The sequence below is a fragment of the Streptomyces sp. NPDC102467 genome, from assembly GCF_044765445.1.
GTDB lineage: Bacteria > Actinomycetota > Actinomycetes > Streptomycetales > Streptomycetaceae > Streptomyces.
The window spans coordinates 237,024-259,238 of record NZ_JBIWKA010000003.1 but is presented as its reverse complement, the minus strand read 5'-3'; the positions used below and the strand labels follow the sequence as shown (position 1 = coordinate 259,238).

24 protein-coding genes and 1 pseudogene are annotated in these 22,215 nt (G+C 70.4%); 11 read left to right on the top strand and 14 right to left on the bottom strand.

The genetic code is table 11. The features are described 5' to 3' along the window. Positions 1-204 precede the first annotated feature (204 nt). Entirely contained in the window at positions 205-1,098 is an 894-nt protein-coding gene (locus ACIREE_RS07075) for a menaquinone biosynthetic enzyme MqnA/MqnD family protein (RefSeq protein WP_404147461.1), read from the bottom strand. A gap of 279 nt (positions 1,099-1,377) precedes the next feature. On the opposite strand from ACIREE_RS07075, the gene ACIREE_RS07070 reads away from it, so the two are divergent. Continuing rightward, positions 1,378-1,581: a cold-shock protein gene (locus ACIREE_RS07070; protein WP_003948780.1), complete on the top strand. Its 204-nt coding sequence runs from the start codon at positions 1,378-1,380 to the stop codon at positions 1,579-1,581. A gap of 182 nt (positions 1,582-1,763) precedes the next feature. On the opposite strand, the gene ACIREE_RS07065 is transcribed toward ACIREE_RS07070, so the two are convergent. Then, a complete protein-coding gene (locus tag ACIREE_RS07065; RefSeq protein WP_404147457.1) occupies positions 1,764-2,996 on the bottom strand; it encodes an MFS transporter in 1,233 nt (410 codons plus the stop codon). Positions 2,997-3,097: 101 nt separating this feature from the next. Further along, positions 3,098-3,571: a DUF2000 family protein gene (locus ACIREE_RS07060; protein WP_404147454.1), complete on the bottom strand. Its 474-nt coding sequence runs from the start codon at positions 3,569-3,571 to the stop codon at positions 3,098-3,100. Between ACIREE_RS07060 and ACIREE_RS07055 the strand changes: the two genes are divergently transcribed. Beyond that, the gene (locus ACIREE_RS07055) at positions 3,570-4,397 is read left to right on the top strand and encodes an AraC family transcriptional regulator (RefSeq protein WP_404147451.1); all 828 of its coding nucleotides are present in this window, start codon (positions 3,570-3,572) and stop codon (positions 4,395-4,397) included. The two genes, ACIREE_RS07060 and ACIREE_RS07055, sit on opposite strands and share 2 nt — an antisense overlap. A 610-nt stretch (positions 4,398-5,007) precedes the next feature. Here ACIREE_RS07055 and ACIREE_RS07050 read toward each other — a convergent pair. Next, entirely contained in the window at positions 5,008-6,417 is a 1,410-nt protein-coding gene (locus ACIREE_RS07050) for an MFS transporter (protein WP_404147448.1), read from the bottom strand. Positions 6,418-6,646: 229 nt separating this feature from the next. Between ACIREE_RS07050 and ACIREE_RS07045 the strand changes: the two genes are divergently transcribed. After that, entirely contained in the window at positions 6,647-7,543 is an 897-nt protein-coding gene (locus ACIREE_RS07045; protein ID WP_404147445.1) for a helix-turn-helix domain-containing protein, read from the top strand. 31 nt (positions 7,544-7,574) lie between these two features. On the opposite strand, the gene ACIREE_RS07040 is transcribed toward ACIREE_RS07045, so the two are convergent. After that, positions 7,575-8,870, bottom strand: a complete 1,296-nt coding sequence (locus ACIREE_RS07040) for an acetyl-CoA C-acetyltransferase (RefSeq protein WP_404147443.1) — start codon at positions 8,868-8,870, stop codon at positions 7,575-7,577. Between the two features lie 69 nt (positions 8,871-8,939). On the opposite strand from ACIREE_RS07040, the gene ACIREE_RS07035 reads away from it, so the two are divergent. Beyond that, the gene (locus ACIREE_RS07035) at positions 8,940-10,289 is read left to right on the top strand and encodes a 3-oxoacyl-ACP reductase (RefSeq protein WP_404147440.1); all 1,350 of its coding nucleotides are present in this window, start codon (positions 8,940-8,942) and stop codon (positions 10,287-10,289) included. A gap of 68 nt (positions 10,290-10,357) precedes the next feature. Beyond that, a complete protein-coding gene (locus tag ACIREE_RS07030; RefSeq protein ID WP_404147437.1) occupies positions 10,358-11,260 on the top strand; it encodes a MaoC family dehydratase in 903 nt (300 codons plus the stop codon). A 69-nt stretch (positions 11,261-11,329) separates the two neighbouring features. On the opposite strand, the pseudogene ACIREE_RS07025 reads toward ACIREE_RS07030, so the two are convergent. After that, positions 11,330-11,419 (bottom strand): annotated as a pseudogene (locus ACIREE_RS07025) (TetR family transcriptional regulator); the annotation flags it as partial. Between the two features lie 84 nt (positions 11,420-11,503). On the opposite strand from ACIREE_RS07025, the gene ACIREE_RS07020 reads away from it, so the two are divergent. Continuing rightward, a complete protein-coding gene (locus ACIREE_RS07020; RefSeq protein ID WP_404147434.1) occupies positions 11,504-11,800 on the top strand; it encodes a hypothetical protein in 297 nt (98 codons plus the stop codon). 118 nt (positions 11,801-11,918) lie between these two features. Here the strand turns inward: ACIREE_RS07020 and ACIREE_RS07015 are convergent, their stop codons facing one another. Together ACIREE_RS07015 and ACIREE_RS07010 are read right to left on the bottom strand one after the other, a co-directional pair. After that, positions 11,919-13,247 carry a dicarboxylate/amino acid:cation symporter gene (locus ACIREE_RS07015; protein ID WP_404147431.1) on the bottom strand — a complete coding sequence of 443 codons (1,329 nt, stop codon included), beginning with the start codon at positions 13,245-13,247 and terminating at the stop codon, positions 11,919-11,921. A gap of 393 nt (positions 13,248-13,640) precedes the next feature. After that, complete coding sequence (locus ACIREE_RS07010; protein WP_404147428.1) at positions 13,641-13,934, bottom strand: DUF4229 domain-containing protein; 294 nt, start codon at positions 13,932-13,934, stop codon at positions 13,641-13,643. Between the two features lie 108 nt (positions 13,935-14,042). Here ACIREE_RS07010 and ACIREE_RS07005 point away from each other — a divergent pair, with 108 nt between their 5' ends. After that, positions 14,043-14,567, top strand: coding sequence for a GNAT family N-acetyltransferase (locus ACIREE_RS07005; RefSeq protein ID WP_404147425.1), 525 nt, complete (start codon positions 14,043-14,045; stop codon positions 14,565-14,567). Positions 14,568-14,583: 16 nt separating this feature from the next. On the opposite strand, the gene mqnE is transcribed toward ACIREE_RS07005, so the two are convergent. Next, positions 14,584-15,747, bottom strand: coding sequence for an aminofutalosine synthase MqnE (gene mqnE / locus ACIREE_RS07000; RefSeq protein WP_404147422.1), 1,164 nt, complete (start codon positions 15,745-15,747; stop codon positions 14,584-14,586). 73 nt (positions 15,748-15,820) lie between these two features. Beyond that, complete coding sequence (locus ACIREE_RS06995) at positions 15,821-16,276, bottom strand: Lrp/AsnC family transcriptional regulator (RefSeq protein ID WP_404147419.1); 456 nt, start codon at positions 16,274-16,276, stop codon at positions 15,821-15,823. Between the two features lie 151 nt (positions 16,277-16,427). On the opposite strand from ACIREE_RS06995, the gene ACIREE_RS06990 reads away from it, so the two are divergent. After that, complete coding sequence (locus tag ACIREE_RS06990; RefSeq protein ID WP_404147417.1) at positions 16,428-16,562, top strand: hypothetical protein; 135 nt, start codon at positions 16,428-16,430, stop codon at positions 16,560-16,562. Here the strand turns inward: ACIREE_RS06990 and ACIREE_RS06985 are convergent. Continuing rightward, the gene (locus ACIREE_RS06985) at positions 16,559-17,260 is read right to left on the bottom strand and encodes a UbiX family flavin prenyltransferase (RefSeq protein ID WP_404147414.1); all 702 of its coding nucleotides are present in this window, start codon (positions 17,258-17,260) and stop codon (positions 16,559-16,561) included. The genes ACIREE_RS06990 and ACIREE_RS06985 overlap by 4 nt on opposite strands. A 111-nt stretch (positions 17,261-17,371) precedes the next feature. Here ACIREE_RS06985 and ACIREE_RS06980 point away from each other — a divergent pair, with 111 nt between their 5' ends. Continuing rightward, entirely contained in the window at positions 17,372-17,986 is a 615-nt protein-coding gene (locus tag ACIREE_RS06980) for a rhomboid family intramembrane serine protease (protein ID WP_404147411.1), read from the top strand. Positions 17,987-18,095: 109 nt separating this feature from the next. After that, a complete protein-coding gene (locus tag ACIREE_RS06975; RefSeq protein ID WP_404147409.1) occupies positions 18,096-18,854 on the top strand; it encodes a hypothetical protein in 759 nt (252 codons plus the stop codon). Positions 18,855-18,860: 6 nt separating this feature from the next. On the opposite strand, the gene mqnP is transcribed toward ACIREE_RS06975, so the two are convergent. From mqnP to ACIREE_RS06960, 3 genes are all read right to left on the bottom strand, one after another. After that, positions 18,861-19,766: a menaquinone biosynthesis prenyltransferase MqnP gene (mqnP, locus tag ACIREE_RS06970; RefSeq protein ID WP_404147406.1), complete on the bottom strand. Its 906-nt coding sequence runs from the start codon at positions 19,764-19,766 to the stop codon at positions 18,861-18,863. Further along, positions 19,763-21,217: a menaquinone biosynthesis decarboxylase gene (locus ACIREE_RS06965; RefSeq protein ID WP_404147403.1), complete on the bottom strand. Its 1,455-nt coding sequence runs from the start codon at positions 21,215-21,217 to the stop codon at positions 19,763-19,765. Before ACIREE_RS06965 ends, mqnP begins: the two co-directional genes overlap by 4 nt. Before the next feature lie 69 nt (positions 21,218-21,286). Then, positions 21,287-21,688 carry a hypothetical protein gene (locus ACIREE_RS06960; RefSeq protein WP_404147400.1) on the bottom strand — a complete coding sequence of 134 codons (402 nt, stop codon included), beginning with the start codon at positions 21,686-21,688 and terminating at the stop codon, positions 21,287-21,289. Positions 21,689-21,813: 125 nt separating this feature from the next. Between ACIREE_RS06960 and ACIREE_RS06955 the strand changes: the two genes are divergently transcribed. After that, a complete protein-coding gene (locus tag ACIREE_RS06955) occupies positions 21,814-22,212 on the top strand; it encodes a PLD nuclease N-terminal domain-containing protein (RefSeq protein WP_404147397.1) in 399 nt (132 codons plus the stop codon). The last annotated feature ends 3 nt before the right edge of the window (positions 22,213-22,215 follow it).

Genomic DNA, 22,215 nt, shown 5'->3' with positions numbered 1-22,215 from the left:
ACCTCCCCCGGCCTCTGCCCCACTACGCGCCCATCTACGCGCGCGTGCCCCAGCAGCGTAGTCGCGCGGCACGAATACCGTGCGTTCACCGTGATTTCATACCGGGCCCACTGAATTCGGTAGCGGCGTTCATAGGAATTCCATGGAACGGGCTACCGAATTCAGTGCGAGTCCGACAAAGGGATCACGGCACGGCGTGCGCGTTCACGGCGCGAGGAGTTCCACCGACACGTCCGCGGGAAATCCGGTGGTCGGGCCGACCCGCCGCGCAAACTCCGTGACGCCTTCCAGCTGCGCCGTACCGAACCGGAAGTCGAGGGTCGTGAAGTACTCCTCCAGAACGGCCTCGTCGAAGACCTCCCAGCGCGCCGCCTGCTCGGCGACCTTGGTGACCTCCTCCAGCGACACGTCCCGCGACGACAGGAACGCCTCGTGCACCTGGCGCGTGATGGCCGGCTCGCGCGCGGCGTACTCCTTGCGCGCGGCCCACACGGCGAAGACGAACGGCAGCCCCGTCCACTCCTTCCACATGGCGCCCAGATCGTGCACCTGGAGCCCGAGCCGCGGAGCATCGTGGAGGTTGGCCCGCAGCGCCGCGTCCCCGATGAGGACGGCCGCCTCCGCGTCCTGCATCATCAGGCCCAGATCGGGCGGACACGTGTAGTACTCGGGCTGTACGCCCACCCGCTCGGCGAGCAGCAACTGCGCCAGCCTGACCGACGTACGCGACGTGGAGCCGAGGGCCACGCGCCGCCCGTCGAGCTGGTCGAGGGGCACCTGCGACACGATCACGCAGGACATCACGGGCCCGTCGCAGCCGACGGCCAGATCGGGGAAGGCGACCAGCTGGTCGGCGGCCTTCAGGAACTCGACGAGGGTGATCGGACCGATGTCCAGATCGCCCTGCACCAGCTTCTCGCTGAGCTTCTCCGGGGTGTCCTTCGTGAGCTCGAAGTCGAGGAGCGATCCGGTCCTGGCGAGGCCCCAGTACAGAGGCATGCAGTTCAGGAACTGGATGTGGCCGACGCGCGGCCGGGTGGGCCGAGCGGTCTGAGGAGTCTCGGGAGAATTGTCCACATCGGCGAGGCTAGACCCCATGAGATACGGTGCGCGCTCCGGGTCACGCGCGACACCGGACGACCCACTTCGGGCCACTTCGGGCCTCCGTCAAACCTCCGGGTGACGTGATCTTGCCCCCTATTGCTTTCCACTCCCTGCGTGCTAAGCTCGCCGCAAGTTGCAGTTTGGTTTCCCTTGCAGTACAGAGCCTGCGGAGCATGTAACCGCAGGCTCTCGTCGTTTTCAGACTTTTGCATTGTTCGCAAGTGCATTTGCAGGTTCTGGAGCAGGGCGACCCTTTGGCCCATAGGAGGGCTTATGGCTACCGGAACCGTGAAGTGGTTCAACGCTGAAAAGGGCTTTGGCTTCATCGCCCAGGAAGGCGGCGGCCCGGACGTCTTCGTCCACTACTCCGCGATCAACGCGAACGGCTTCCGTTCCCTTGAGGAGAACCAGGCCGTGACCTTCGACGTCACGCAGGGCCCGAAGGGCCCGCAGGCGGAGAACGTCACCCCCGCCTAACCCTTCGCGATCCCACGGCTGTAGTCGTGATCTGATCCGGAACCTAGCGCAGTACCCAAGGAGCCCCGCTCCTCCGCCGACTTGTCGGCGGGGTGAGACGGGGCTCCTGCCTTTGCCTCCTGCCTTTGCCTCCTGCCTTTGCCTCCTGCCTTTTGCCCTACGAGCGTCAGGGTTCGCGCTCGTTACGTCAGCGCCGCCTCGACCGGCCGGGTGCGCCGCCCGGCCCAGCGTGCCGCCGGGCCCATCGCCGCGCCCGCCCCCACGAACACCGCCCCGAGCACCAGCCAGCCGGGCACGCCCCACGTCACCAGGAGCGCCGTCAGGACGAGCGGGCCGACCGTACGGGCGAGCGGCACACCCGTACCGAAGAAGCCCTGATATTGGCCCACTTGGCCGGCCGGAGCCAGCACGAACGCCAGATGCCACGAACCGGCCGACTGCTGCATCTCCCCTATTAGTTGGAGGATCGAGGCGAGGACGAGTACCGCCGCCGCGCCCCAGGGGCTCAGGCCGCCCGACGCCGACGCGGCGAACACCGCGCACGAGGCCAGCATCACGATGCCGGAGCGGCGCACCGTGCGGGCCGCGGACCGCACCCCGTCGGCCGGGGCCCCGGCTCCCACGCCCCGCGCCATCCGCACCTGGAAAGCCATCACCCCGGCGGTGTTGAGCACGAACAGCGCCGACACCAGCCAGCTCGGCGCGTCCGTGTGCCGCACGATCCACAGCGGCACGGCGAGCGAGAGCAACGGCATACGCAGCAGGAGCACGGCGTTGAGCAGCGTCACCGCGGCGTACGGGCGGTCGCGCAGCACCGCAAGGCGCGGCTCCTTCGCCGTCCTCGCCGGCGCGGGCGCCACGACGGGCAGCCGGCCCAGGATCAGCGCGCAGGCGACGAAACCCGCGCCGTCGAGCGCGAACACCGCGAGATAACCGGCCGGTGTGTCGTGCCGCAGAGCCAGGCCGCCGATCGCCGCCCCTACTGCCAGCCCCGCGTTGAGAGTCGACTGCAGGCGGGCGATGACGCCGGTCCGCGACTCGGGCCCGACCAGACCCGCGAGCAGCGCCTGCCGTGCCGCCGCGAGGCCGCACTGCGCGACGGCGTACGCGACCACCGCGAGCAGGAACCCCGAGTAGGACCGGATCACCAGAAAAGACAGCACCGCCGCCGCCGTGGCCAGGGCCAGCAGCACGGACGCGCCACGCGGGCCGCGCCGGTCCGCGAGCGCGCCCAGCGGTACCCCGGCGACGGCCCCGATCGCCCACGCCAGAGTGAGGGCCAGGCCGATCTGGGTTGCCGAGAGGCCGACGATGCGCGTGAAATAGAGCGCTGACGTCACGTAATAGGCGCCGTCCCCAACCGAGTTGGCGAGCTGGGCCGCTGCGAGTGCTCGTACGCGCGATCTGTTCGGCATGCGTTCAACGTAGGCAGGAATGGCCCAGCGCGGTTAGGCAACTCTGACCGCTCCGCACTGGGCCAATCGGCGCGAGCGCCGCCGGGACGGGACGGGCGATGTCAGGTGTGCATTCGCGCGCCCTTCAGAACCTTGTCCACGGCGTTGCGCGGCCCGTACACCGCGATCCCCACCAGGTCCAGATCGGCGCCCGCGACAGCGCGTACCGCCGCCCTGTTGTCCGTGTCATTGCCCGTCGCGAACAGGTCCGACGTGAACACCGCCCGTGGCAGCGCCCGCTGCAGCGCCCTGTCGTGCGCCTTGGTGAGCATCTCCTTGCCGCCCTCGAAGACAAGCACCGGCTGCCGGAACATCGGCAGGTACGCGGCGCCGTCGGCGTCGGCGTACGGCTCCCCGACCACCTCGGGGACCTGCGTACCGAGCCCGCTCACCAGGAACGCCGTCACGTTGAGCCGCTGCCAGGTCTCCAGGTCGTCCCGGAGCAGTACGGCGATCTTGGTGTCGAAACGTGTCTCTGTGCTCATGCCTTGAGACTGCCGACCGGGCCGTGGTCCCGTCTTGTACGTTTTTTGCATGGTGGCCGGCGGTGCGCGGACCGGAGAGTCCGAGAAAATCAGCGCGTGGCGTCCCGACGTGAAGGGCGTCACGGAAGTCTTCCACGCCCACTTCACCCGGCACGCCTACCCGATGCACGTGCACGACACCTGGACGCTGCTCATCGTCGACGAGGGCGCCGTCCGCTACGACCTGGACCGGCACGAACACGGCACCCCGCTCGGCACCGTCTCCCTCCTGCCCCCGCAGGTCCCGCACAACGGCTCCGCCGCGACCCCGCACGGCTTCCGTAAGCGGGTGCTGTACCTGGAGGCGTCGTCGGGCGGGCCGCTGGACGCGTCGTTCATCGGGGCCGCGGTGGACAGCCCCGACCTCGTGGATCCGCTGCTGCGCAATCGCATCAGCCGGCTGCACGCCTGCCTTGCGCGGCCCGGCGACGAGCTGGAGGCGGCCGCGCGGCTCGCGCTCGTCGGGGAGCGGTTGCGGGAGCGGCTCCGCCCCCGGCTGGCCGACGTGCCGCGGCCCGGGCCCGACCGGCGGGTGGCGGGGGCGCTGCGCGAACTGCTCGACGCGCGCGTCGTCGAAGGCGTCGAGCTGAGCGAGGCCGCGGGGCTGGTCCATGCGCACCCGGCGCATCTGGTGCGCTCGTTCGGGGCGGCGTACGGGATCGCTCCGCACCAGTACCTGATGGCGCGCCGGGTGGACCGGGCGCGGCGGCTGCTGCTCGACGGCCTCTCCCCGGGTGAGGTGGCCGCGGAGTGCGGCTTCTACGACCAGTCGCATCTGGCCCGGCACTTCAAGCGGGTGGTCGGGGTACCACCGGGCCGGTACGCGCGCGGGCTCTGAGGGGCTGGGCTTTGCGCCCTGTTTCGTGGGTGGGGCGGGGCCGTGTCGGGGTGCCTCCTCGGCCGGATCGGTCTCCACCCCTGATTGCGCCATGGGCGGTCATCCGGCGCTGAGTTCCCGCGGTGTCCTGCGGGGGCACCCCGACACGTCCCCTCCCGTCGCGATGCGAGTGCCGGCCGGTGGAGCGTCTGGCATTTCGAGTGCCGACCGGTGGAGCGCCAGGGATCTCGGGTGCCGACCGGTGGAACGTCTGGCATTTCGAGTGCCGACCGGTGGAGCATCTGGCATTTCGAGTGCCGACCGGTGGAGCGCCAGGGATCTCGGGTGCACCACCGTCGACTGTCACCCGGTGACGACCAGGGCGCGCCGCCGTCGGCTGTCGCCCCGGTGACGACCCGGGTGCGCCGCCGTCGGCTGTCGCCCCGGTGACGACCCGGGTGCGCCGCCGTCGGCTGCCGCCCCCGCCGCCTCGTCGCCCCCGCCTTGGGCAATCTGCCTCCCCCAGACTCCGTCCGGGGGGACCCCCAGGGCGGCAGGGTGGGCAAGGCGGCACCTCAGCGCCGGGGCACCGTGAAAGCAGGCCCCCACAGAAACGCCGGCCCCCGCCATGTCACCGCCCCGCCCGCGGCAACAACCACCCCGCAAGCGCAGCGGTCCCGCACAGCAGACCCCCGGCCACCACCAGACTCACTCGCATCCCGGCCAGGGAGAACACCCCCTCCCCACCGTCGGCGACAAGCGTGCCGAACAGTGCCACCGCCAGCGCCCCGCCGGTCTGCCGGAACGCGTTCAGCAATCCGGATGCCGTACCCACCCGCTGGCCAGGGACGGAGTCCATCAGCATGGCCGTGACCGCCGGGATCGCGAACGCCCCGCCGAGGCCGGTCGGCACGAGCAGCAGGATCACCAGCCACATCGGCGTACCGTCGTCCAGCGGCAGCAGTACGAACATGGCCAGCGCCAGCACGAGTTGGCCGATCACGATGACCGGCCGGCGGCCGAAGCGTTCGGCCATCCGCGGCGAGACCAGGTTCGTCGCCGTGATGATCGCCGCGAGCGGCACGAACACCAGGCCCGCCGTCAGCGCCGACATCCCGCGTCCCTGCTGAAGGTAGAGGCCGAGCATGAACACGAGCCCGTAGAACGCCACGTTGATCGCGAAACCGACCGCGAGCGACACGGACACGGTGCGCCGGCGCAGCATCGGCAGCGGCACCATGGGAGCACGGTGACGCCTCTCGGTGACGTAGAACGCGATCGCGCCGACCACGGCGAGCGCCGCGGACGTCAGGGCCGGCGCGGACGTCCAGCCCGCGTGCCCGCCCTCGATGACGGCGAAGGTGAGCCCGGCGAGCGTGAGCACCGCCGTGATCTGGCCGGGCACGTCGAGCGGTGCAGGCCTGCGCGGCGAGGGCGCCACCCTGAGGAGGAGCGTCAGGATGGCCGCGCCGACAGGGAGGTTGAGGAAGAAGACCGCCCGCCACCCGACCGTTTCTGTCAGGACTCCGCCCAGGACCGGGCCCGCCGCCATCGCCACCGAACCGCCCACGGTCCACAGGGCGATGGCCCGCGCTCTGCGCCGCGCGTCGTCGTAGGCCTGCCTGATCAGCGCCAGGGACGCGGGCATCAGGATGGCCGCGGCCCCGCCCTGCACGACCCGTGCGCCGATCAGCGCACCGATGCCGGGGGCGAGGGCGCAGGCCAGCGAGGCGAGTGTGAACAGGCCCGTGCCCCAGGCGTAGGCACGGCGGGCCCCGGCGCGGTCGGAGAGTGCCCCGGCGGACAGCATCAGCCCCGCGAACATCAGCGTGTACGCGTCCACCACCCACTGCAGCCCCGTCATGCCGCCGTGCAGCGAGGCCCGGATGTCGGGCAGCGCGATGTTCACCGCCGACACGTCGACCGTGATGACGGTGAAGCCCAGCAGCGCCGCGACCAGCGCGGTGCCCCCGGAGGATGCGCAGGCGTCGACCGGTGGGGTCGTACGTGCGGCGACGGCAGGTGTACCTGTGATGGTCACTCGAACCTCCGGGCAGGTGAGGTGATGGGGAGGAGATGTGCGGGTGGACGGGCCTCCGGCCGCGGCCCGGTGACGTGCACCCCCTGGGCCCGGTGGCCCCGGCCACCCGCAACGGGACCCACTCTCCCGGCGGCCCGCGCGAAGTGGCAGGCCGCGCTCCACCGGGGTGCCGCGTTCCAGGCCCTGACACGGCCCCCCGCCGAAAGCACCGACCGGGGACAATGGGCGTATGGCTGACAGCAACGGCGGTACGGGCGGTGGCACCACCGGCACCGAACTCGGCACGTACCTGCGCGCCCGCCGCGCCCAGGTCACCCCCGCCGAGGCGGGCCTGCCCACGGGCATGGGGCTGCGCCGCACCCCGGGCCTGCGCCGCGAGGAGCTGGCGACCCTCGCCGGGGTGAGCGTCGACTACTACACGCGCCTGGAGCGGGGCCGCGAGACCAACCCGTCGACCCCTGTCATCGACGCCCTCAGCCGCGCCCTGCGCCTGCGCGGCGACGCCCACGAACGCCTCCACGAACTGGCCGAGCTGGCCTCCGGCCGGCTCACCGTGCCGCACCCCACGACCGACGACACGGTCCGTGACTCGGTGCTGCAGATGCTGGAGGCGCTGCGCCCGATGCCCGCCTACGTGGTCAGCCGCCACAGCTACATGCTGGCCGCGAACCCGGCGGGCCGCCGCCTGCTGCCCGGCATGTGGGACCTGCCGCCCGAGCAGCGCAACGTGACCCGCTATCTCTTCCTGCACCCCGTCGGCCGGACGCTCTACGTGCCGTGGGAGGACACCGTCGCCAAGTCGGTGGCGCACCTGCGCGCGGTGGGCGGCACCGACCCGGACGATCCGCGAATGACCCGCCTGGTGGGTGAACTGCTGTTGAAGTCACCGGAGTTCGCGAGTATGTGGGGCCGGTACGACGTGCAGGAGCGAGGCGGCGGCACGAAGACGTTCGACCACCCGAAGGTGGGCGGGATGACCCTCACGTATGAAGTGATGCAACTGGCGCGAACGGGCGGCCAGCGCCTGGTGGCCTACCAGGCACCGGCCGGATCTCCGGACGAGGCGGCGATGTTGGGGCTCGACCCGTTGTCCAGCCCCGGCAGACCAAGCCCCTCCGGCGATTGAGGAGCGGGGTCCGGGGCAGCGCCCCGTGGCCTCAGGCCCGTTCCAGGATCGCCGTCACACCCTGGCCTCCGGCCGCGCAGACGGAGATCAGCCCGCGCCCCGAACTCCCGCGTTCGGAGAGCAACTTGGCCAGGGTCGCGACGATCCGCGCCCCCGTCGCCGCGAAGGGGTGCCCCGTCGCCAGCGAGGATCCGGCGACATTGAGCCGCTCCCGGTCGACCGGCGCGAGCCCCCGCTTCTCCCACGCGGCGAGTGTCGCCAGAACCTGGGACGCGAATGCCTCGTGCACCTCGACCAGGTCGAAGTCCTCGATCCCGAGCCCGGCCCGCTCCAGCATCCGCGGCACGGCGTACGCGGGCGCCATCAGCAGTCCGTCGCCGCCGCCACCCGTGACGTCCCCGCCCACGAAGTCCACGGCCGCGGTCTCGTACGCGGTCAGATACGCCAACGGTTCGAGCCCGCGCGCCTCGGCCCACTCCTCGCTCGCGAGCAGCACCACGGCCGCGCCGTCCGTCAGCGGAGTCGAATTACCGGCTGTCATGGTGGGGTTGGGGTCCTTGACTCCGAACACCGTCTTCAACGTGGCGAGTTTGTCGACGGTCGAGCCGGGCCGCAGGTTCTGATCACGCTCAAGTCCCCTGTAAGGGACCACGAGTTCGTCGAAGAGTCCGCGGTCGTACGCTGCCGCGAGCCGCTGATGGCTGGTGGCGGCGAGTTCGTCCTGGTCCTCCCGCGCCACGTCCCACTCGCGGGCGGTGACGGCGGCGTGCTCGCCCATGGACAGGCCGGTGCGCGGCTCGGCGTTGCGCGGGATGTCGGGCACGAGGTGGCCGGGCCTGATCCGGGACAGCGCCTTCATGCGGGCCCCCGCCGACTTGGCGCGGCGCGCGGCCAGGAGGATCTTGCGCAGGTCGTCGTTGACTCCCAGCGGGGCGTCGCTCGCGGTGTCGGAACCTCCCGCGACGGCGCTCTCGGTCTGGCCGAGCGCGATCTTGTTGGCGGCGGCGATCACCGCTTGCAGGCCCGTGCCGCAGGCCTGCTGAATGTCGTAGGCGGGCGTGCGCGCGTCCAGCATGGAACCGAGCACGGTCTCGCGCGCGAGGTTGAAGTCCCGGCTGTGCTTGAGCACGGCGCCGGCCACGAACTCGCCCACCGCTCCGGGCTCGTGGAGCTTGAAGCGGCCGGCCAGGCCGTCCAGGGCCACGGTCAGCATCTCCTGGTTGGAGGCCGTCGCGTACGGGCCGTCGGAACGCGCGAACGGGATGCGGCTGCCGCCGATGACGGCGACTCGGCGGGGCGGTGCCGGGGTTTTGGCGGGGCGTACCATCTCGACAACTCCTGACTCCTGAGTAACCTTACTCCGAAGTAAATTTACGACCGAGCAGGGAGTTGGACAATGGCCGACCGCTATCTGAACTTCACCGGCACGGCCCCCGGCCGCTTCCTCACTCGCAGCCTGGGCCTCCCGCAGCCCGCGCCCCTGCGCCGCTGGTCCACCGCCCACCCCACCTTCGAAGGACAGTTGCTGCACTTCACGGCCGGTCCGTCCGCGTACCGCAAGGAGCTGTCCGAGCTCCTCGCCCGCACCGGCCTCCAGGTGCGCGGCTCGCTCTCCGGCGCCGACCTGGACACGCGGCGCCCCATCGGCGTCATCGTGGACGCGACCGCCGTCACCGACCTGGCGGCGCTCGCCGAGGTGCACGCCGCACTGCATCCCGTCGTCCGCTCGATCGCGGCGAGCGGCCGCGTCATCGTGCTCGGGGCGCCGCCGTCCGCCGACGACCATCACCAGGCGGCGGTGCAACAAGGCCTCGAAGGGTTCGTACGCTCCCTCGGCAAAGAGATCGGACGCGGCCGCACGGTGAACCTGGTGCGGATCGCGGGCCCCGTGGCGGCCGCCGAGTCGACGCTCCGCTTCCTGCTCTCCCCCAGGTCGGCCTACGTCAGCGGCCAGGTCGTCGAAGTCGGCGCTGAGGGCGCCGAGTTGGCCTCCGTCGAGGACTGGGCGCAGCCGCTCGCCGGGCGCACCGCGCTGATCACCGGCGCCGCGCGCGGCATCGGGGAAGCCGTCGCCGAGACCCTCGTACGGGACGGTGCGCAGGTCGTTCTCCTTGATGTGCCGTCCGCCGAGGCCGAGTTGAGCAAGGTCGCAGAGCGGCTGGGCGGGCGCGCGCTGCCGCTGGACATCACCGCCGAGGACGCGGGCGAACACATCGCCGAGTTCACCTCCGGGGCCGGCGGGCTCGACATCCTCGTCCACAACGCGGGCATCACGCGCGACCGGCGGCTGGCCAACATGCCTGCGGAGCGCTGGAGTTCGGTCCTCGACGTGAACCTCGCGAGCGTACTGAGCACCACGGACACCCTGCTCAAAGCGGGGGCGGTGCGCCGCGGCGGCAGCATCGTCACCACCGCGTCCATCGCGGGCCTCGCGGGCAACACCGGGCAGACCAACTACGCCGCGAGCAAGGCCGGCATCGTCGGTCTCGTACGTTCCCTCGCACCGCGCGCCCTCGCCGAGCACGGCGTCACCGTGAACGCGGTCGCCCCCGGCTTCATCGAGACGAAGATGACAGCGGCCGTCCCGCTCTTCATCCGCGAGGCCGGGCGGCGGATGAACTCCCTCGGCCAGGGCGGGCTCCCGGTCGACGTGGCGGAGACGACGGCATGGTTCGCGTCGCCCGGCTCCGGCGCGGTGAACGGGCAGGTGGTCAGGGTCTGCGGCCAGAGCCTGCTCGGAGCCTGACCCAGCACCCCGCCGCCCTGCCGACCCGCCCCGGTCGAACGCCGCTCCCTCCTCCCCCAGGACCCGACATGACCGCACCGCGCACCCCCGCTCCCGCCCCCACGCGCACCGTCACCCTCACCTCCGCACCCTCGCTCCTCCCCCTCATGGCCCGCGGCGCCCTCCTGTCCCCCCTGAAGCGGCCCCGCCCCGACGCCCCGCTGCCCGGCACCCGGCTCGTCCTGCCCGGTCTGCGGGTCTCGCAGTCCCACCTCGCCGCCTACGAACGCGTCTGCGCCTTCCCGACCGGGCGGGACGAGCTGCCCGTCACGTATCCGCACCTCCTCGGGTTCCCGGCGGCCATGCGGCTGATGTCGGAGCGCGCGTTCCCGCTGCCGCTGCTCGGGCTCGTCCACACGTCGATCGACATCACGCAGCGACAGAGCCTGTCCCCCGCGGAGGTGTATGAACTGGGCGTGCAGGTAACGGAGTTGAGGGCGCACCGGCGCGGCACGGAAGCCGTCGTCAGCACCGAACTGCGTACCGGCGACACCCGCGTGTGGCAGTCGACGAGCACCTACCTGGCCCGCCACAAGACGCCCGGGTCCGCGGGCCAGAACCCACCCGCCCCCGAACCGGGCGCCGCCGAACCGCTCCCCCCGCTCACGGAATGGACCCTGGGCGGCGACCTCGGCCGCCGCTACGCCGCCGCGTCCGGCGACCGCAACCCGATCCACCTGCACCCGCTCACCGCCCGCCTCTTCGGCTTCCCGCGCGCCATCGCCCACGGCATGTGGACGGCCGCCCGGTGCCTGGCCCAATTCGGCGCGAGCGGCCCCGTACACGTACACGCGCAGTTCAAGGCGCCGGTGCTGCTCCCGGGCACGGTGACGTACGCGGCGCGGGGCACGGCCTTCGAGCTGCGGGCCACGAAGGGGGACCGGGTGCACCTCACCGGGGACGTACGGGAAGTCGCCCCGCTAGCGGACTGACCAGCCACTCCACCCAACCTCTGGCCAACGATGGGCGCAGCCTGCCCTGATGCGGGGAAATTCTCCGTTCAGGTACGCCACCAGCTCTGACACACCGGCGAGTTCGGCGATCTCGTCCATCGAAGCGGCCCGGTACCCACGCTCCCCGAACACCCGCACCGCGGCATCCGCTTCCGCCCCGCCCGGCCCGCGCGCCCCTGAGGTCCGGGAGCGGGCGCCGAGACAACCTTGGCCCACCTGCGAGTGGAGCTTCAGACTCTGCGCACACGTGAGGCAGCGACTGTCATCCGCCGCTCCCGCGCCGAGACCGATGCGCTGACGACCTGGAAGGACGACAGCATCGAGAATCTTGAGCGCCGCCGAGCCATCGTGGCAACGGCGATCGATCGCGTCGACGTGTTCAGCGTCGGACGCGGACGCCGCAGGCCCCCGGAGTCCACATCGATCAAGATCACGCCAGCCGACGCGTTGGCGAAGCCTTCCTCGTATCGACCGGGCGCGCCTGAAAGTCAGGTCATCGGCCGTTCGATCGCTTGGTGACCCCGTCGCGGTCGATGGCGGGAGCGTGCACAGGCAGGCGCTTCCCCGAATGCCTCAACGAAGCGTGCCCCACACCCATCCGAGGGTTCGGGGCACGTTCCGTACGAACCGGGGGACGTCAGGCAGCGGCAACCACAGCCTGCGGCTCGTCCACAGGAGACGAGGTGGCCGCGTCGTACATGTCACGGTCGAGGATCTTCTCCCGTGAAGCCACGATCAACGGCGTTACAACTTGGCCCGCGACATTCGTCGCCGTCCTCATCATGTCCAGGATCGGGTCGATCGCCAGGAGCAGGCCGACGCCCTCCATGGGGAGGCCGAGCGTGGAGAGGGTCAGGGTCAGCATGACCGTGGCGCCGGTCAGGCCCGCCGTGGCGGCGGAGCCGACCACGGAGACGAAGGCGATGAGCAGGTAGTCACCGATGTTCAGGTCGATGTCGAAGATCTGCGCGACGAAGATCGCGGCGATCGCCGGGTAGATCGCGGCGCAGCCGTCCATCTTGGTCGTGGCGCCGAACGGGACCGAGAAGGAGGCGTACTCCTTCGGGACGCCGAGGCGCTCGGTGACCTTCTGGGTCAGCGGCATGGTGCCGACCGAGGAGCGAGAGACGAAGGCGAGCTGGATCGCGGGCCAGGCGCCCTTGAAGAACTGCAGCGGGTTCAGCTTGGCGACGGTCGCGAGCAGCGTCGGGTAGACGACGAACATGACCAGGGCGCAGCCGACGTAGATGTCGGCGGTGAAGGTCGCGTACTTGCTGATGAGGTCCCAGCCGTACGTGGCGATCGCGTAGCCGATGAGGCCGATGGTGCCGATGGGCGCCAGCTTGATGACCCACCACAGGGCCTTCTGGAGCAGTTCGAGGATCGACTCGGAGAGCGTGAGGATCGGCTTGGCCTTCTCGCCGATCTGGAGGATCGCGATGCCGGCGACCACGGCCATGAAGACGATCTGCAGGACGTTCAGTTCGGTGAACGGCGTGATGACGTCGGTCGGGACGATGCCCGTCAGGAAGTCGATCCAGGAGCCCGCGTGGTCCGGCTTCGCGCCGTCCTTCGGGGTGAGTCCGGTGCCCGCGCCCGGGTTGGTGAGCAGTCCGATGGCGAGGCCGATGGCGACCGCGATCAGCGACGTGATCATGAACCAGAGGAGGGTGCGGGAGGCGAGCCGCGCGGCGTTGTTGACCTTGCGGAGGTTGGTGATGGACACCAGGATCGCGAAGAAGACGAGCGGGGCGACCGCCAGCTTCAGCAGCTGGATGAAGATGCCGCCGACCTTCTCCAACGTGGTGACCAGCCAGGATATGTCCTGGCTGCGGGCGAGCCAGCCGAGCAGCACGCCGAGGACGAGACCGCCCAGGATCTGCGACCAGAACGGGATCTTCGGTATGCGGAAGCCGGACTTCGGCTCGGCCGGCTTGGCGTCGGCAGGGGTGGTGTTCGCGGACACGGAGGCACTCCAGTGAAGGCACGCGGGGACAAGGCGGGGATGCGGGGAAGTACAGGACGTACTGGAGCGGCGACCGTGGGACGAGGTCAGCGGCGCCGCTGCATCGGGATGGTCGCGTCAGGCGCGACAGGCCGCGGACATGCAACGGCAGAGATCGACATGCAGGCGCGCCACGAGCGGGACGCTCATGGCAGTGCGGTGCGCGGCTGATGTCTTCATGTCAGGAACGTTAACACCAGTGCTTTGGGAACATCAAAGGGCTTCTTTGGGGAAATTGAGGGGCACGCATGCCTCTTAACGCGCATTTACCTTGAAATCCCAGGCGAAACGCAGCCGCCCCCGACACCGGATCGGTGTCGGGGGCGGAGTGGTCTGTGAGGAAACTTACGCGCCTTACGCGCCCTGGGCGCGGGCGGCGTCGTCCGCCTCGTCCTCCATGGTGCGGTTCGCGTCCATGTTGGCCTTCGCGCGGTCCACGCGGGCGACGATCTTCTCGGAGGCCCGGTCGCGCTCGCGGCGCAGCAGCACGAAGCTGAGGGGCGCGGAGATGACCAGGGCGAGCAGTGCGATCCACAGGTAGTTGGAGCCACCCAGGCCGCGCGGAACGATGCCGGTGCCGACGAGACCCCAGACGACGAGGAAGCAGCCCACGAAGACCCCGAGGCGCATCAGCGTGTAGCGGAGCATCTCAATCCACTCTTCCGTAGCGATCCGTTGCTAAATGGTCCTCCCAGTGAAGCACGGCCCCGGAGTACCTTGTTGAGCGGACCCGCGTGTAATGGGTACCGTCGAGCTATGCCACTTACCTTCACCCTGGACCCGTCGATCGATCCGGCCCTGCGCGACGGTCTCCTCACCCTGTGGGCGGACGTCTCGAACGCGGGCGGGGCCGTCGGATTCGTCCCGCCGGTCACCCCCGACGACATCCGCCCCGAGCTGGTGAAGCACCTCGCGGGGATCGCCGAGGGCCGCACCAGGCTGCTCATCGCCCGTGACACGGAGGGTTCGGTCGCGGCGACGGCGTTCCTCGCCTACAACCAGCACCGCCTCATGCGGCACCACCTGTGGCTCTACACGGTGATGGTGCACCCCCGCCACCAGGGCAAGGGGTACGGGCGGGCGCTCATGTCCGCCGCCGAGGACGCGGCCCGCGGCTTCGACGGCATAGAGGCGCTGCGGCTGACGTGCCGCGGCGGCACGGGCGCGGACTCCTTCTACGCGGCGTGCGGCTACAAGGAAGTCGGCCGTATCCCCGGGGCGATCCGAGTGGCCCCGGGGGACGACCGCGACGACGTGCACATGATGCTGCCGCTGAACTGAGGGGCCGGGTACGGCCTCAGACGCGCATCGGCTGCGGGGCGTCGCGCCGCGCCGGGTCCGGGCCGTCGTACTCACGGATGATCTCGTACCGCGTGTTGCGCTCGACGGGCTGGAACCCGGCGTCGCGGATGAGGTCGAGCAGGTCCTCGCGGGTCAGCTTGTTCGGCGTGCCGTAGTTGTCCGCGTCGTGCGTGATCTTGTACTCGACGACCGAGCCGTCCATGTCGTCGGCGCCGTGCTGCAGCGCGAGCTGCGTGGTGTGCAGGCCGTGCATGACCCAGAAGCACTTCACGTGCGGCACGTTGTCGAAGAGCAGGCGCGAGACCGCGAAGGTCTTCAGCGCCTCCGCGCCCGTCGCCATCGTGGTGCGGGCCTGGAGGCGGTTGCGTACCTTGCCGTCCTTCATGTCGACGAAGTCGTGCTGGTAGCGCAGCGGGATGAAGACCTGGAAGCCGCCGGTCTCGTCCTGCAGTTCGCGCAGGCGCAGCACGTGGTCGACGCGGTGGCGAGGCTCCTCGATGTGCCCGTACAGCATCGTCGCGGGGGTCTTGAGCCCCTTCTCGTGCGCGAGGCGGTGGATGCGCGACCAGTCCTCCCAGTGGGTGTCGTGGTCGACGATGTGCTGCCGGATCTCCCAGTCGAAGATCTCCGCGCCGCCGCCGGTCAGCGACTCCAGGCCCGCCTCGATCAGCTCGTCGAGGATCTCGGAGGCCGGAAGCCCGGAGATCTTCTCGAAGTGGTGGATCTCGGTGGCCGTGAACGCCTTGAGGCCGACGTCCGGCAGGGCCTCCTTGAGGGCCTTGAGCGAGCGCGGGTAGTAGCGCCAAGGGAGCGTCGGGTGCAGACCGTTGACGATGTGCAGTTCGGTGAGGTTCTCCGACTCCATCGCCTTGGCGAGCTTGACGGCCTCCTCGATGCGCATCGTGTACGCGTCCTTCTCGCCCGGCTTGCGCTGGAACGAGCAGTAGGCGCACGAGGCGGTGCACACGTTGGTCATGTTGAGGTGACGGTTCACGTTGAAGTGCACGACGTCGCCGTTCTTGCGTGTGCGCACCTCGTGGGCGAGGCCGCCGAGCCAGGCCAGGTCGTCCGACTCGTAGAGCGCGACGCCGTCCTCGCGGGACAGCCGCTCGCCGTCCCTGACCTTCTGCTCCAGCTCGCGCTTGAGCCCTGCGTCCATGCCCGTACCTCTCCTCAACAACACGACCCTTAAGTCCGCTCCACCGTACGCCCACGCTCCGACAGCGCCGCGCTCACACCTCTTCGGGCAGCTCCCCCACCCGGTTCTCCCACTTCGTGGAGAGCACGATGGTGGTGCGCGTGCGCGAGACGCCCTTGGTGCCGCTGAGACGGCGGATCGTCTTCTCCAGGCCGTCGACGTCGCCGACGCGCACCTTGAGCATGTAGGAGTCGTCGCCCGCGATGAACCAGGCGTCCTCGATCTCGTGCAGGTCCTTCAGGCGGCGCGCGACGTCCTCGTGGTCGGCGGCGTCGGAGAGGGAGATGCCGACGAGGGCGGTGACGCCGAGGCCGAGCGAGGCGGAGTCGACGGTGGCCCGGTAGCCGGTGATGACCCCGGCCGCCTCGAGGCGGTTGATGCGGTCCGTGACGCTCGGCCCGGACAGGCCGACGAGACGGCCCAACTCCGCATACGAGGCGCGGCCGTTCTCGCGCAGGGCCTGGATGAGCTGCCTGTCCACGGCGTCCATAGGTCCAAAGCCTTTCATTATCCAGCGTTGACGCGAGTTTACGTGTAGAATCTAAGGCACGCGGGGGCAACGCCCCGCAAAATCTAAAGCCCAGTCACCGGATCAGCGAAGAAACGTCGAAGATCCATCGATTTCCAGGAGTGTTGTCACCGTGTTCACGATCGAGATGGCGTACGCCCGCATGCGCGAGATGCAGGCCGAGGCCGTTCGTTCCCGTGTCCACCAGTCCGCCACCACCGAGCGCCGCGCGGCCAAGAAGCCCGCCGCCCGCGCCAAGAAGAGCTAGGCCCCTCCCGGCGGAGGCTGGTCACCCCGAGAGCCTCCCCCCAGCTCTCCCTCCCACCGGCGGTACAGCGTGTGCGGCACTCCTGCCGCGTCCAGCGCCCGCCCCGCGACGAAGTCCACCAGATCCTGGATGTGCGTCGCCCCCGCGTAGAACGCCGGCGAGGCGGGCAGCACGACCGCGCCCGCCTCGTCCAGCGTCACCAGGTGCTTGAGCGTCTGCCCGTTGAGCGGCGTCTCGCGGACCGCGACCACCAGCCTGCGCCGCTCCTTGAGCGTCACGCTCGCCGCGCGCTGCAGCAGATCCTTCGACAGGCCGAGCGCCACACCCGCCACGCACGCCGTCGAAGCGGGCACGATGATCATGCCCTTGACCGGGTACGAGCCGGAGGACGGCCCGGCGGCCAGATCGCCCGCCGCCCAGTGCCGTACGCCGCTCAGATCGATCTCCCCGAACGTGTCCGGCTTGCCGTCCGCGCCCCGCGCCAGCCACTGGGCCAGATCCTCCCGCCAGTGCGCGTCCCGGAACCCGATGCCCGTCTCGTCGAGCAGCGTGAGCCGCGAGGCCCGCGAGACGACCAGGTCCACGGCCTCGCCCGCGTCGATCAGTGCGCGCAGCACGGAAGCGGCGTAGGGCGTTCCGGATGCGCCGGACACCCCGATGATCCAGGGCCTGCGGCCCGGTGCGTTAACGTGCTCCACACCACGAGCCTATCCGGCGTCCTCCCAGGGGAACTTGAGCAGGGGCCGTGGTCGTTCTTCCCGCGACGTCGTTCTTTCCGCGACGGCGGGCCCATGGGGGTGGGGGCGGTAATGACGGACAGCACGAGCACGGTCCGAGGGCCGGCGCGCGGCCGCGCGCTGGCCGCGGGAAAGCTCATGGTGGGGTGGGTCGCCCTGCTGTGGCTGCTCGAAGTGGTCGACACGGCGTCGGGTCACGCGCTCGACCGTTTCGGCATACAGCCGCGTGATCCGGCCGAGCTGGTCGACGTCGTGCCGGCCTCGTTCATCCACTTCGGCTTCGACCACGTCGCGGCGAACTCGATCCCGCTGCTGGTCCTCGGCTTCGTCGCCGCGCTCTCGGGGCTGCGCCGCTTCCTGCTGGCCTGCGCCCTGATCATCGTCGCGGACGGGCTCGGGGTGTGGCTGGTGGCCCCCGCCCACTCGAACACGGCGGGCGCCTCGGGCCTGATCTTCGGCTTGTTCGGCTTCGTCGTGCTCAGCGGCTTCGTCGAGCGCAGACCGCTCGGCATCGTCGCCGGCCTGCTCATCGGCGCGTACTGGGGCACGACGATCCTGGCGGGCCTCTCCCCCGCGAACGAGGGCGTGAGCTGGCAGGGCCATCTGATCGGCCTTCTCGCGGGCGTGACAGCGGCGTTCGTCGTCCGCCGGCGCCCGGAGCCGCCGCGGCCACGGCTGCCGGTCTGAGCTCCGGCTCGGCCGAAGGACCGAGCCCCGGACGGCTGAGTACCCGGCCCCGGGGCGGCTGAGTACGCGGACGCATGCGGTGCGCGCCGCCGCTCGCCACAGTGGGCCCATGAAGGCCCGATACCTGGTGTTCTGCGGGGTGGCCGCCGTCGCCGCCCTCGTCCTGGTCCGCGTGCTCGGCATCGCCGCCGAGACCGTGCTGCTCGCCGTCGGCGGCGCGATCTGCCTGCTGTGGCTCGTGCTCCTGCTGACCGTGCCCTGGAACCTCTACTTCCGTGCCCGCTCCGTGGTCCACGAGGCCCGCGTCAGCCGCGAGAAGGGGCTCGCCGTCCCGGCCGACCGGGATGCGGAGGCCGCCCGGATCGCCGCCGTGATGCTGCGCATGGCGGTCGGCGCGCATCTCGTCACGGGGACCGCCACGGTGTGCGCCGCCTGGGCCACGGGCCGGACGGCGGGCTACTGGATCGCGGGCTGCTATCTGCTCAGCACTCTCTTGCGCCCCGCGGGCGCCTACTTCGGGGCGCTGCGCCGCCGCCTCACCACGCTCCACGGCGAGGTGCGCTTTCCGCGCGACGACGTGGCCGCGGTGCGCGTCGCCGTCGCCGCGCTGCAGAAGGGCGCGGCCGTCCTGGAGGAGAAGGCGGAAGAGACCTACCGGGTCCTTGGCGAGCTGCGGACGTCGGTGGACGCCGTCGGGCTCTCCGCCCACCAGCGCGCTGACCGCGTCGAACTGCACCTCGAAGCGGTCAGCCGCGAGTTCGAGTCGGTGGTGAACCGGCTGACGGACAACCAGGAGGTCATCACCGGCCTCAAAGCGTTCCTGCGGCTGCTCCGCACCGACGAAGGACCGGCGCGGAGCACTGCCTGACGGGCGCTACACGGAGAGGCCGCGCACCAGCAGATCCAGCAGCGCGCACACGAACAGCGCGATCCCGATGAATCCGTTGACCTGGAAGAACGCCCGGTTCAGGCGGGACAGATCATGCGGCTTGACGATCGTGTGCTCGTAGAGGAACGCGCCCGCGACGATCACCAGGCCGACCCAGAAGAAGGTGCCCGCACCGGTGGTCAGCGCGTACCAGACGAACAGGGCCGTCGTGAGGGTGTGGCAGACGCGGGCGCCCCAGATGGCGGCGGGGATGCCGAAGCGGGCCGGTACCGACATGACGCCGACCTCGCGGTCGGTCTCCACGTCCTGGCACGCGTAGATCAGGTCGAAGCCGCCGATCCAGATTCCGACGGCGAGACCGAGGATCACCGCTTCCCACGACCACGAGCCGGTGACCGCGATCCACGCGCCGATCGGGCCCATCGCCTGCGCGAGGCCGAGGATGGCCTGCGGGAAGTTCGTGAACCGCTTGCCGTACGGGTAGACGACCATCGGGATCACGGCGATGGGCGCCAGGGCGAGGCAGAGCGGGTTCAGGAGGGCCGCCGCGCCGAGGAAGATGACCAGCGCGATGAGCGCGCCGGTCCACGCCGACTTCACCGACACCGCGCCCGTGACCAGTTCGCGGTGGGCGGTGCGTGGGTTGCGGGCGTCGATCTCGCGGTCGATGATCCGGTTCGCCGCCATCGCGAAGGTGCGCAGGCCCACCATGCAGATGGTGACCAGGAGCAGCCGGCCCCAGTGGATGTTCTTGTCCAGCTCGAACATCGCGGTCAGCGCCGCGGTGTAGGCGAACGGCAGCGCGAAGACCGAGTGCTCGATCATGACCAGGCGCAGGAACGCCTTGGTGCGGCCCGGCTGCTGCGGGATCGCCGCGGATGCTGAGGTCACTTGAGTCCGTACTCCTTCCAGCGGCGGTCCACCAGAGCCGCCGTTCGGGGGTCGGAGACGACCATCTCGGGCCAGCCGCCGTCCCGCGTGTAGCCCTCCTCGGGCCACTTCTTCGTCGCGTCGATGCCCGCCTTGCCGCCCCAGAACTGCTGGTACGAGGCGTGGTCGAGATGGTCGACGGGCCCCTCGACGACGGTCAGGTCACGGGCGTAGTCCGTGTTCCCGAGCGCGCGCCACGAGACTTCATGAAGATCGTGCACGTCGCAATCGGAGTCGACGACGACGATCAGCTTGGTCAGCGACATCATGTGCGCGCCCCAGATCGCGTGCATGACCTTCTGGGCGTGCTTGGGGTACTTCTTGTCGATCGAGACGATCGCGCAGTTGTGGAAGCCGCCCGACTCCGGCAGGTGGTAGTCGACGATGTCCGGGACGATCACCTTGAGGAGGGGGAGGAAGAAGCGTTCCGTCGCCCGGCCCAGCGGCCCGTCCTCGGTCGGCGGGCGGCCGACGACGATGGACTGGAGCAGCGGGCGCTTGCGCATGGTGACGCAGTCGATGGTCAGCGCGGGGAACGGTTCCTGCGGGGTGTAGAAGCCCGTGTGGTCGCCGAAGGGGCCTTCGGGCAGCATCTCGCCCGGCTCCAGCCAGCCCTCGATGACCACCTCGGCGTTGGCCGGGACCTGGAGCGGGACCGTCTTGCAGTCGACCATCTCGACGCGCTTGCCCTGGATGAACCCGGCCAGCATGTACTCGTCCATGTCGCCGGGCAGCGGGGCCGTCGACGCGTACGTGACCGCGGGCGGGCAGCCGAAGGCGATGGCGACGGGCAGCTTCTCACCCTTGCGGGCCGCCACCTGGTAGTGGTTGCGGCTGTCCTTGTGGATCTGCCAGTGCATGCCGATGGTGCGCTTGTCGTGGCGCTGCAGCCGGTAGAGGCCGAGGTTGCGCACGCCGGACTCGGGGTCCTTGGTGTGGGTCAGGCCCAGGTTGAAGAAGGAGCCGCCGTCCTCGGGCCAGGTGAACAGCGCGGGCAGCTTGTCCAGGTCGACGTCGTCACCGTGCAGCACGACCTCCTGCACGGGCGCGTCCTTGACCTTGCGCGGCGGCACGTGGGTCATCGCGCCGAGCTTGCCGAACGCCTCACGGACACCGACGAAGCCGTGCGGCAGCTCGGGCTTGAGCAGACCGCCGATCTTCTCGCTGATGTCGCTGTACGACTTCAGGCCGAGGGCTTTCAGCAGCCGCCGGTCGGTGCCGTACACGTTCATCGCGAGGGGCATCGCCGAGCCCTTCACGTTCTCGAAGAGCAGGGCCGGGCCGCCGGCCTTCTGTACCCGGTCGACGATCTCACCGACCTCCAGATAGGGGTCGACCTCGGCCTTGATGCGCAGCAGGTCGCCCTCGCGCTCCAGCGCCCGGAGCAGGGAGCGAAGATCGTCATAAGCCATGCGTTCCAGTTTGTCATCCCTGGTGAGGGATCTTGTCGCGGGCCGGTCACTGCCCGGCCCCGGCCGCCCTCAGCGCTCGGCGCGGGCGAGATCCGCGGCGTGCTCCCGCAGGTCGAGCGCGACCGATCCGGCGGCGCGCAGCGAACCCCCGACGGCCGCCAGCGGGGCGCCGATCAGCAGCGCCGTGACCGGGGCCGGCCAGTCGCGCTGCTCCGCGCACAGCGCGATCTTGCGCCGGGCGGTCTCGCCGTCGGGTCCATCGAAGTCGTACAGGCCTTCGCGGTCCGCGACAGCGGGGCCGGAGCAGTGGACGCTCCAGATCCTGGTCTCGTACGGCGTGAACAGCTGGAAGGCGGCGTACCCCCAGCACAGCCCGGCCGCGATCAACAGGCCGATGCCCCAGGCCTTCCGGCGCTCGGCCCGGGTCCGAAAGCGGTCCTCGACCACGGCCGGATGCTGGTCCCCCGTCATGACTGCCCCCGTCTCGCTCCGCGGTTCCCGCGGGAGTTCTCGTGCGATGCGCGCCAGACGCTACCCTGGCCCCGCCTTCGCGTACCCAGCGAAATCTCCACACGTCCCGGGGGGACCGCACCGACATGCTCAGGTATCTGCCGTTCCTACTGGTCCTGGCGCTGTGGATCTACGCGTTCATCGACTGCCTGAACACCCCGGAGGAGGAGGTGCGCGGCCTGCCGAAGGTGGTGTGGGTCATCATCATCCTGCTCTTCGGCGAGGTCCTCGTCGGCCCGGTCGCCTGGCTGGTGGCCGGCAAGCGGCGGCACGCCCCCGCCGGTGGTTCGACGCCGTCCGAGTGGCACCGCGACCGCAGGGCGCGGTTCGTCGCGCCGGACGACAACCCGGAGTTCCTGGACTCCCTCAAGGACTCCGGTGACAAGAAGGACGAGGCGCTCCTCAAGGACTGGGAGGCGGATCTGCGCCGCCGCGAGGAGGAGCTCAAGCGCCGCGAGGACGGTCAGGAGGGCAGGGGTGAGTGACGT

Excerpts from the sequence above, each read along its gene's own strand:
- ACIREE_RS06975 (WP_404147409.1), top strand. The coding sequence starts at position 18,096 with ATGAAGGCCCGATACCTGGTGTTCTGCGGGGTGGCCGCCGTCGCCGCC.
- ACIREE_RS07035 (WP_404147440.1), top strand. The coding sequence starts at position 8,940 with ATGGCCGACCGCTATCTGAACTTCACCGGCACGGCCCCCGGCCGCTTC.
- mqnE (WP_404147422.1), bottom strand. The coding sequence starts at position 15,747 with ATGGACGCAGGGCTCAAGCGCGAGCTGGAGCAGAAGGTCAGGGACGGC.
- ACIREE_RS07010 (WP_404147428.1), bottom strand. The coding sequence starts at position 13,934 with ATGCTCCGCTACACGCTGATGCGCCTCGGGGTCTTCGTGGGCTGCTTC.
- ACIREE_RS07005 (WP_404147425.1), top strand. The coding sequence starts at position 14,043 with ATGCCACTTACCTTCACCCTGGACCCGTCGATCGATCCGGCCCTGCGC.
- ACIREE_RS07030 (WP_404147437.1), top strand. The coding sequence starts at position 10,358 with ATGACCGCACCGCGCACCCCCGCTCCCGCCCCCACGCGCACCGTCACC.
- ACIREE_RS07045 (WP_404147445.1), top strand. The coding sequence starts at position 6,647 with ATGGCTGACAGCAACGGCGGTACGGGCGGTGGCACCACCGGCACCGAA.
- ACIREE_RS06955 (WP_404147397.1), top strand. The coding sequence starts at position 21,814 with ATGCTCAGGTATCTGCCGTTCCTACTGGTCCTGGCGCTGTGGATCTAC.
- ACIREE_RS06965 (WP_404147403.1), bottom strand. The coding sequence starts at position 21,217 with ATGGCTTATGACGATCTTCGCTCCCTGCTCCGGGCGCTGGAGCGCGAG.
- ACIREE_RS06980 (WP_404147411.1), top strand. The coding sequence starts at position 17,372 with ATGACGGACAGCACGAGCACGGTCCGAGGGCCGGCGCGCGGCCGCGCG.
- ACIREE_RS07070 (WP_003948780.1), top strand. The coding sequence starts at position 1,378 with ATGGCTACCGGAACCGTGAAGTGGTTCAACGCTGAAAAGGGCTTTGGC.
- ACIREE_RS06960 (WP_404147400.1), bottom strand. The coding sequence starts at position 21,688 with ATGACGGGGGACCAGCATCCGGCCGTGGTCGAGGACCGCTTTCGGACC.
- ACIREE_RS07055 (WP_404147451.1), top strand. The coding sequence starts at position 3,570 with ATGGTGGCCGGCGGTGCGCGGACCGGAGAGTCCGAGAAAATCAGCGCG.
- ACIREE_RS07075 (WP_404147461.1), bottom strand. The coding sequence starts at position 1,098 with ATGGGGTCTAGCCTCGCCGATGTGGACAATTCTCCCGAGACTCCTCAG.
- ACIREE_RS07060 (WP_404147454.1), bottom strand. The coding sequence starts at position 3,571 with ATGCAAAAAACGTACAAGACGGGACCACGGCCCGGTCGGCAGTCTCAA.
- ACIREE_RS06995 (WP_404147419.1), bottom strand. The coding sequence starts at position 16,276 with ATGGACGCCGTGGACAGGCAGCTCATCCAGGCCCTGCGCGAGAACGGC.
- ACIREE_RS07040 (WP_404147443.1), bottom strand. The coding sequence starts at position 8,870 with ATGGTACGCCCCGCCAAAACCCCGGCACCGCCCCGCCGAGTCGCCGTC.
- ACIREE_RS07065 (WP_404147457.1), bottom strand. The coding sequence starts at position 2,996 with ATGCCGAACAGATCGCGCGTACGAGCACTCGCAGCGGCCCAGCTCGCC.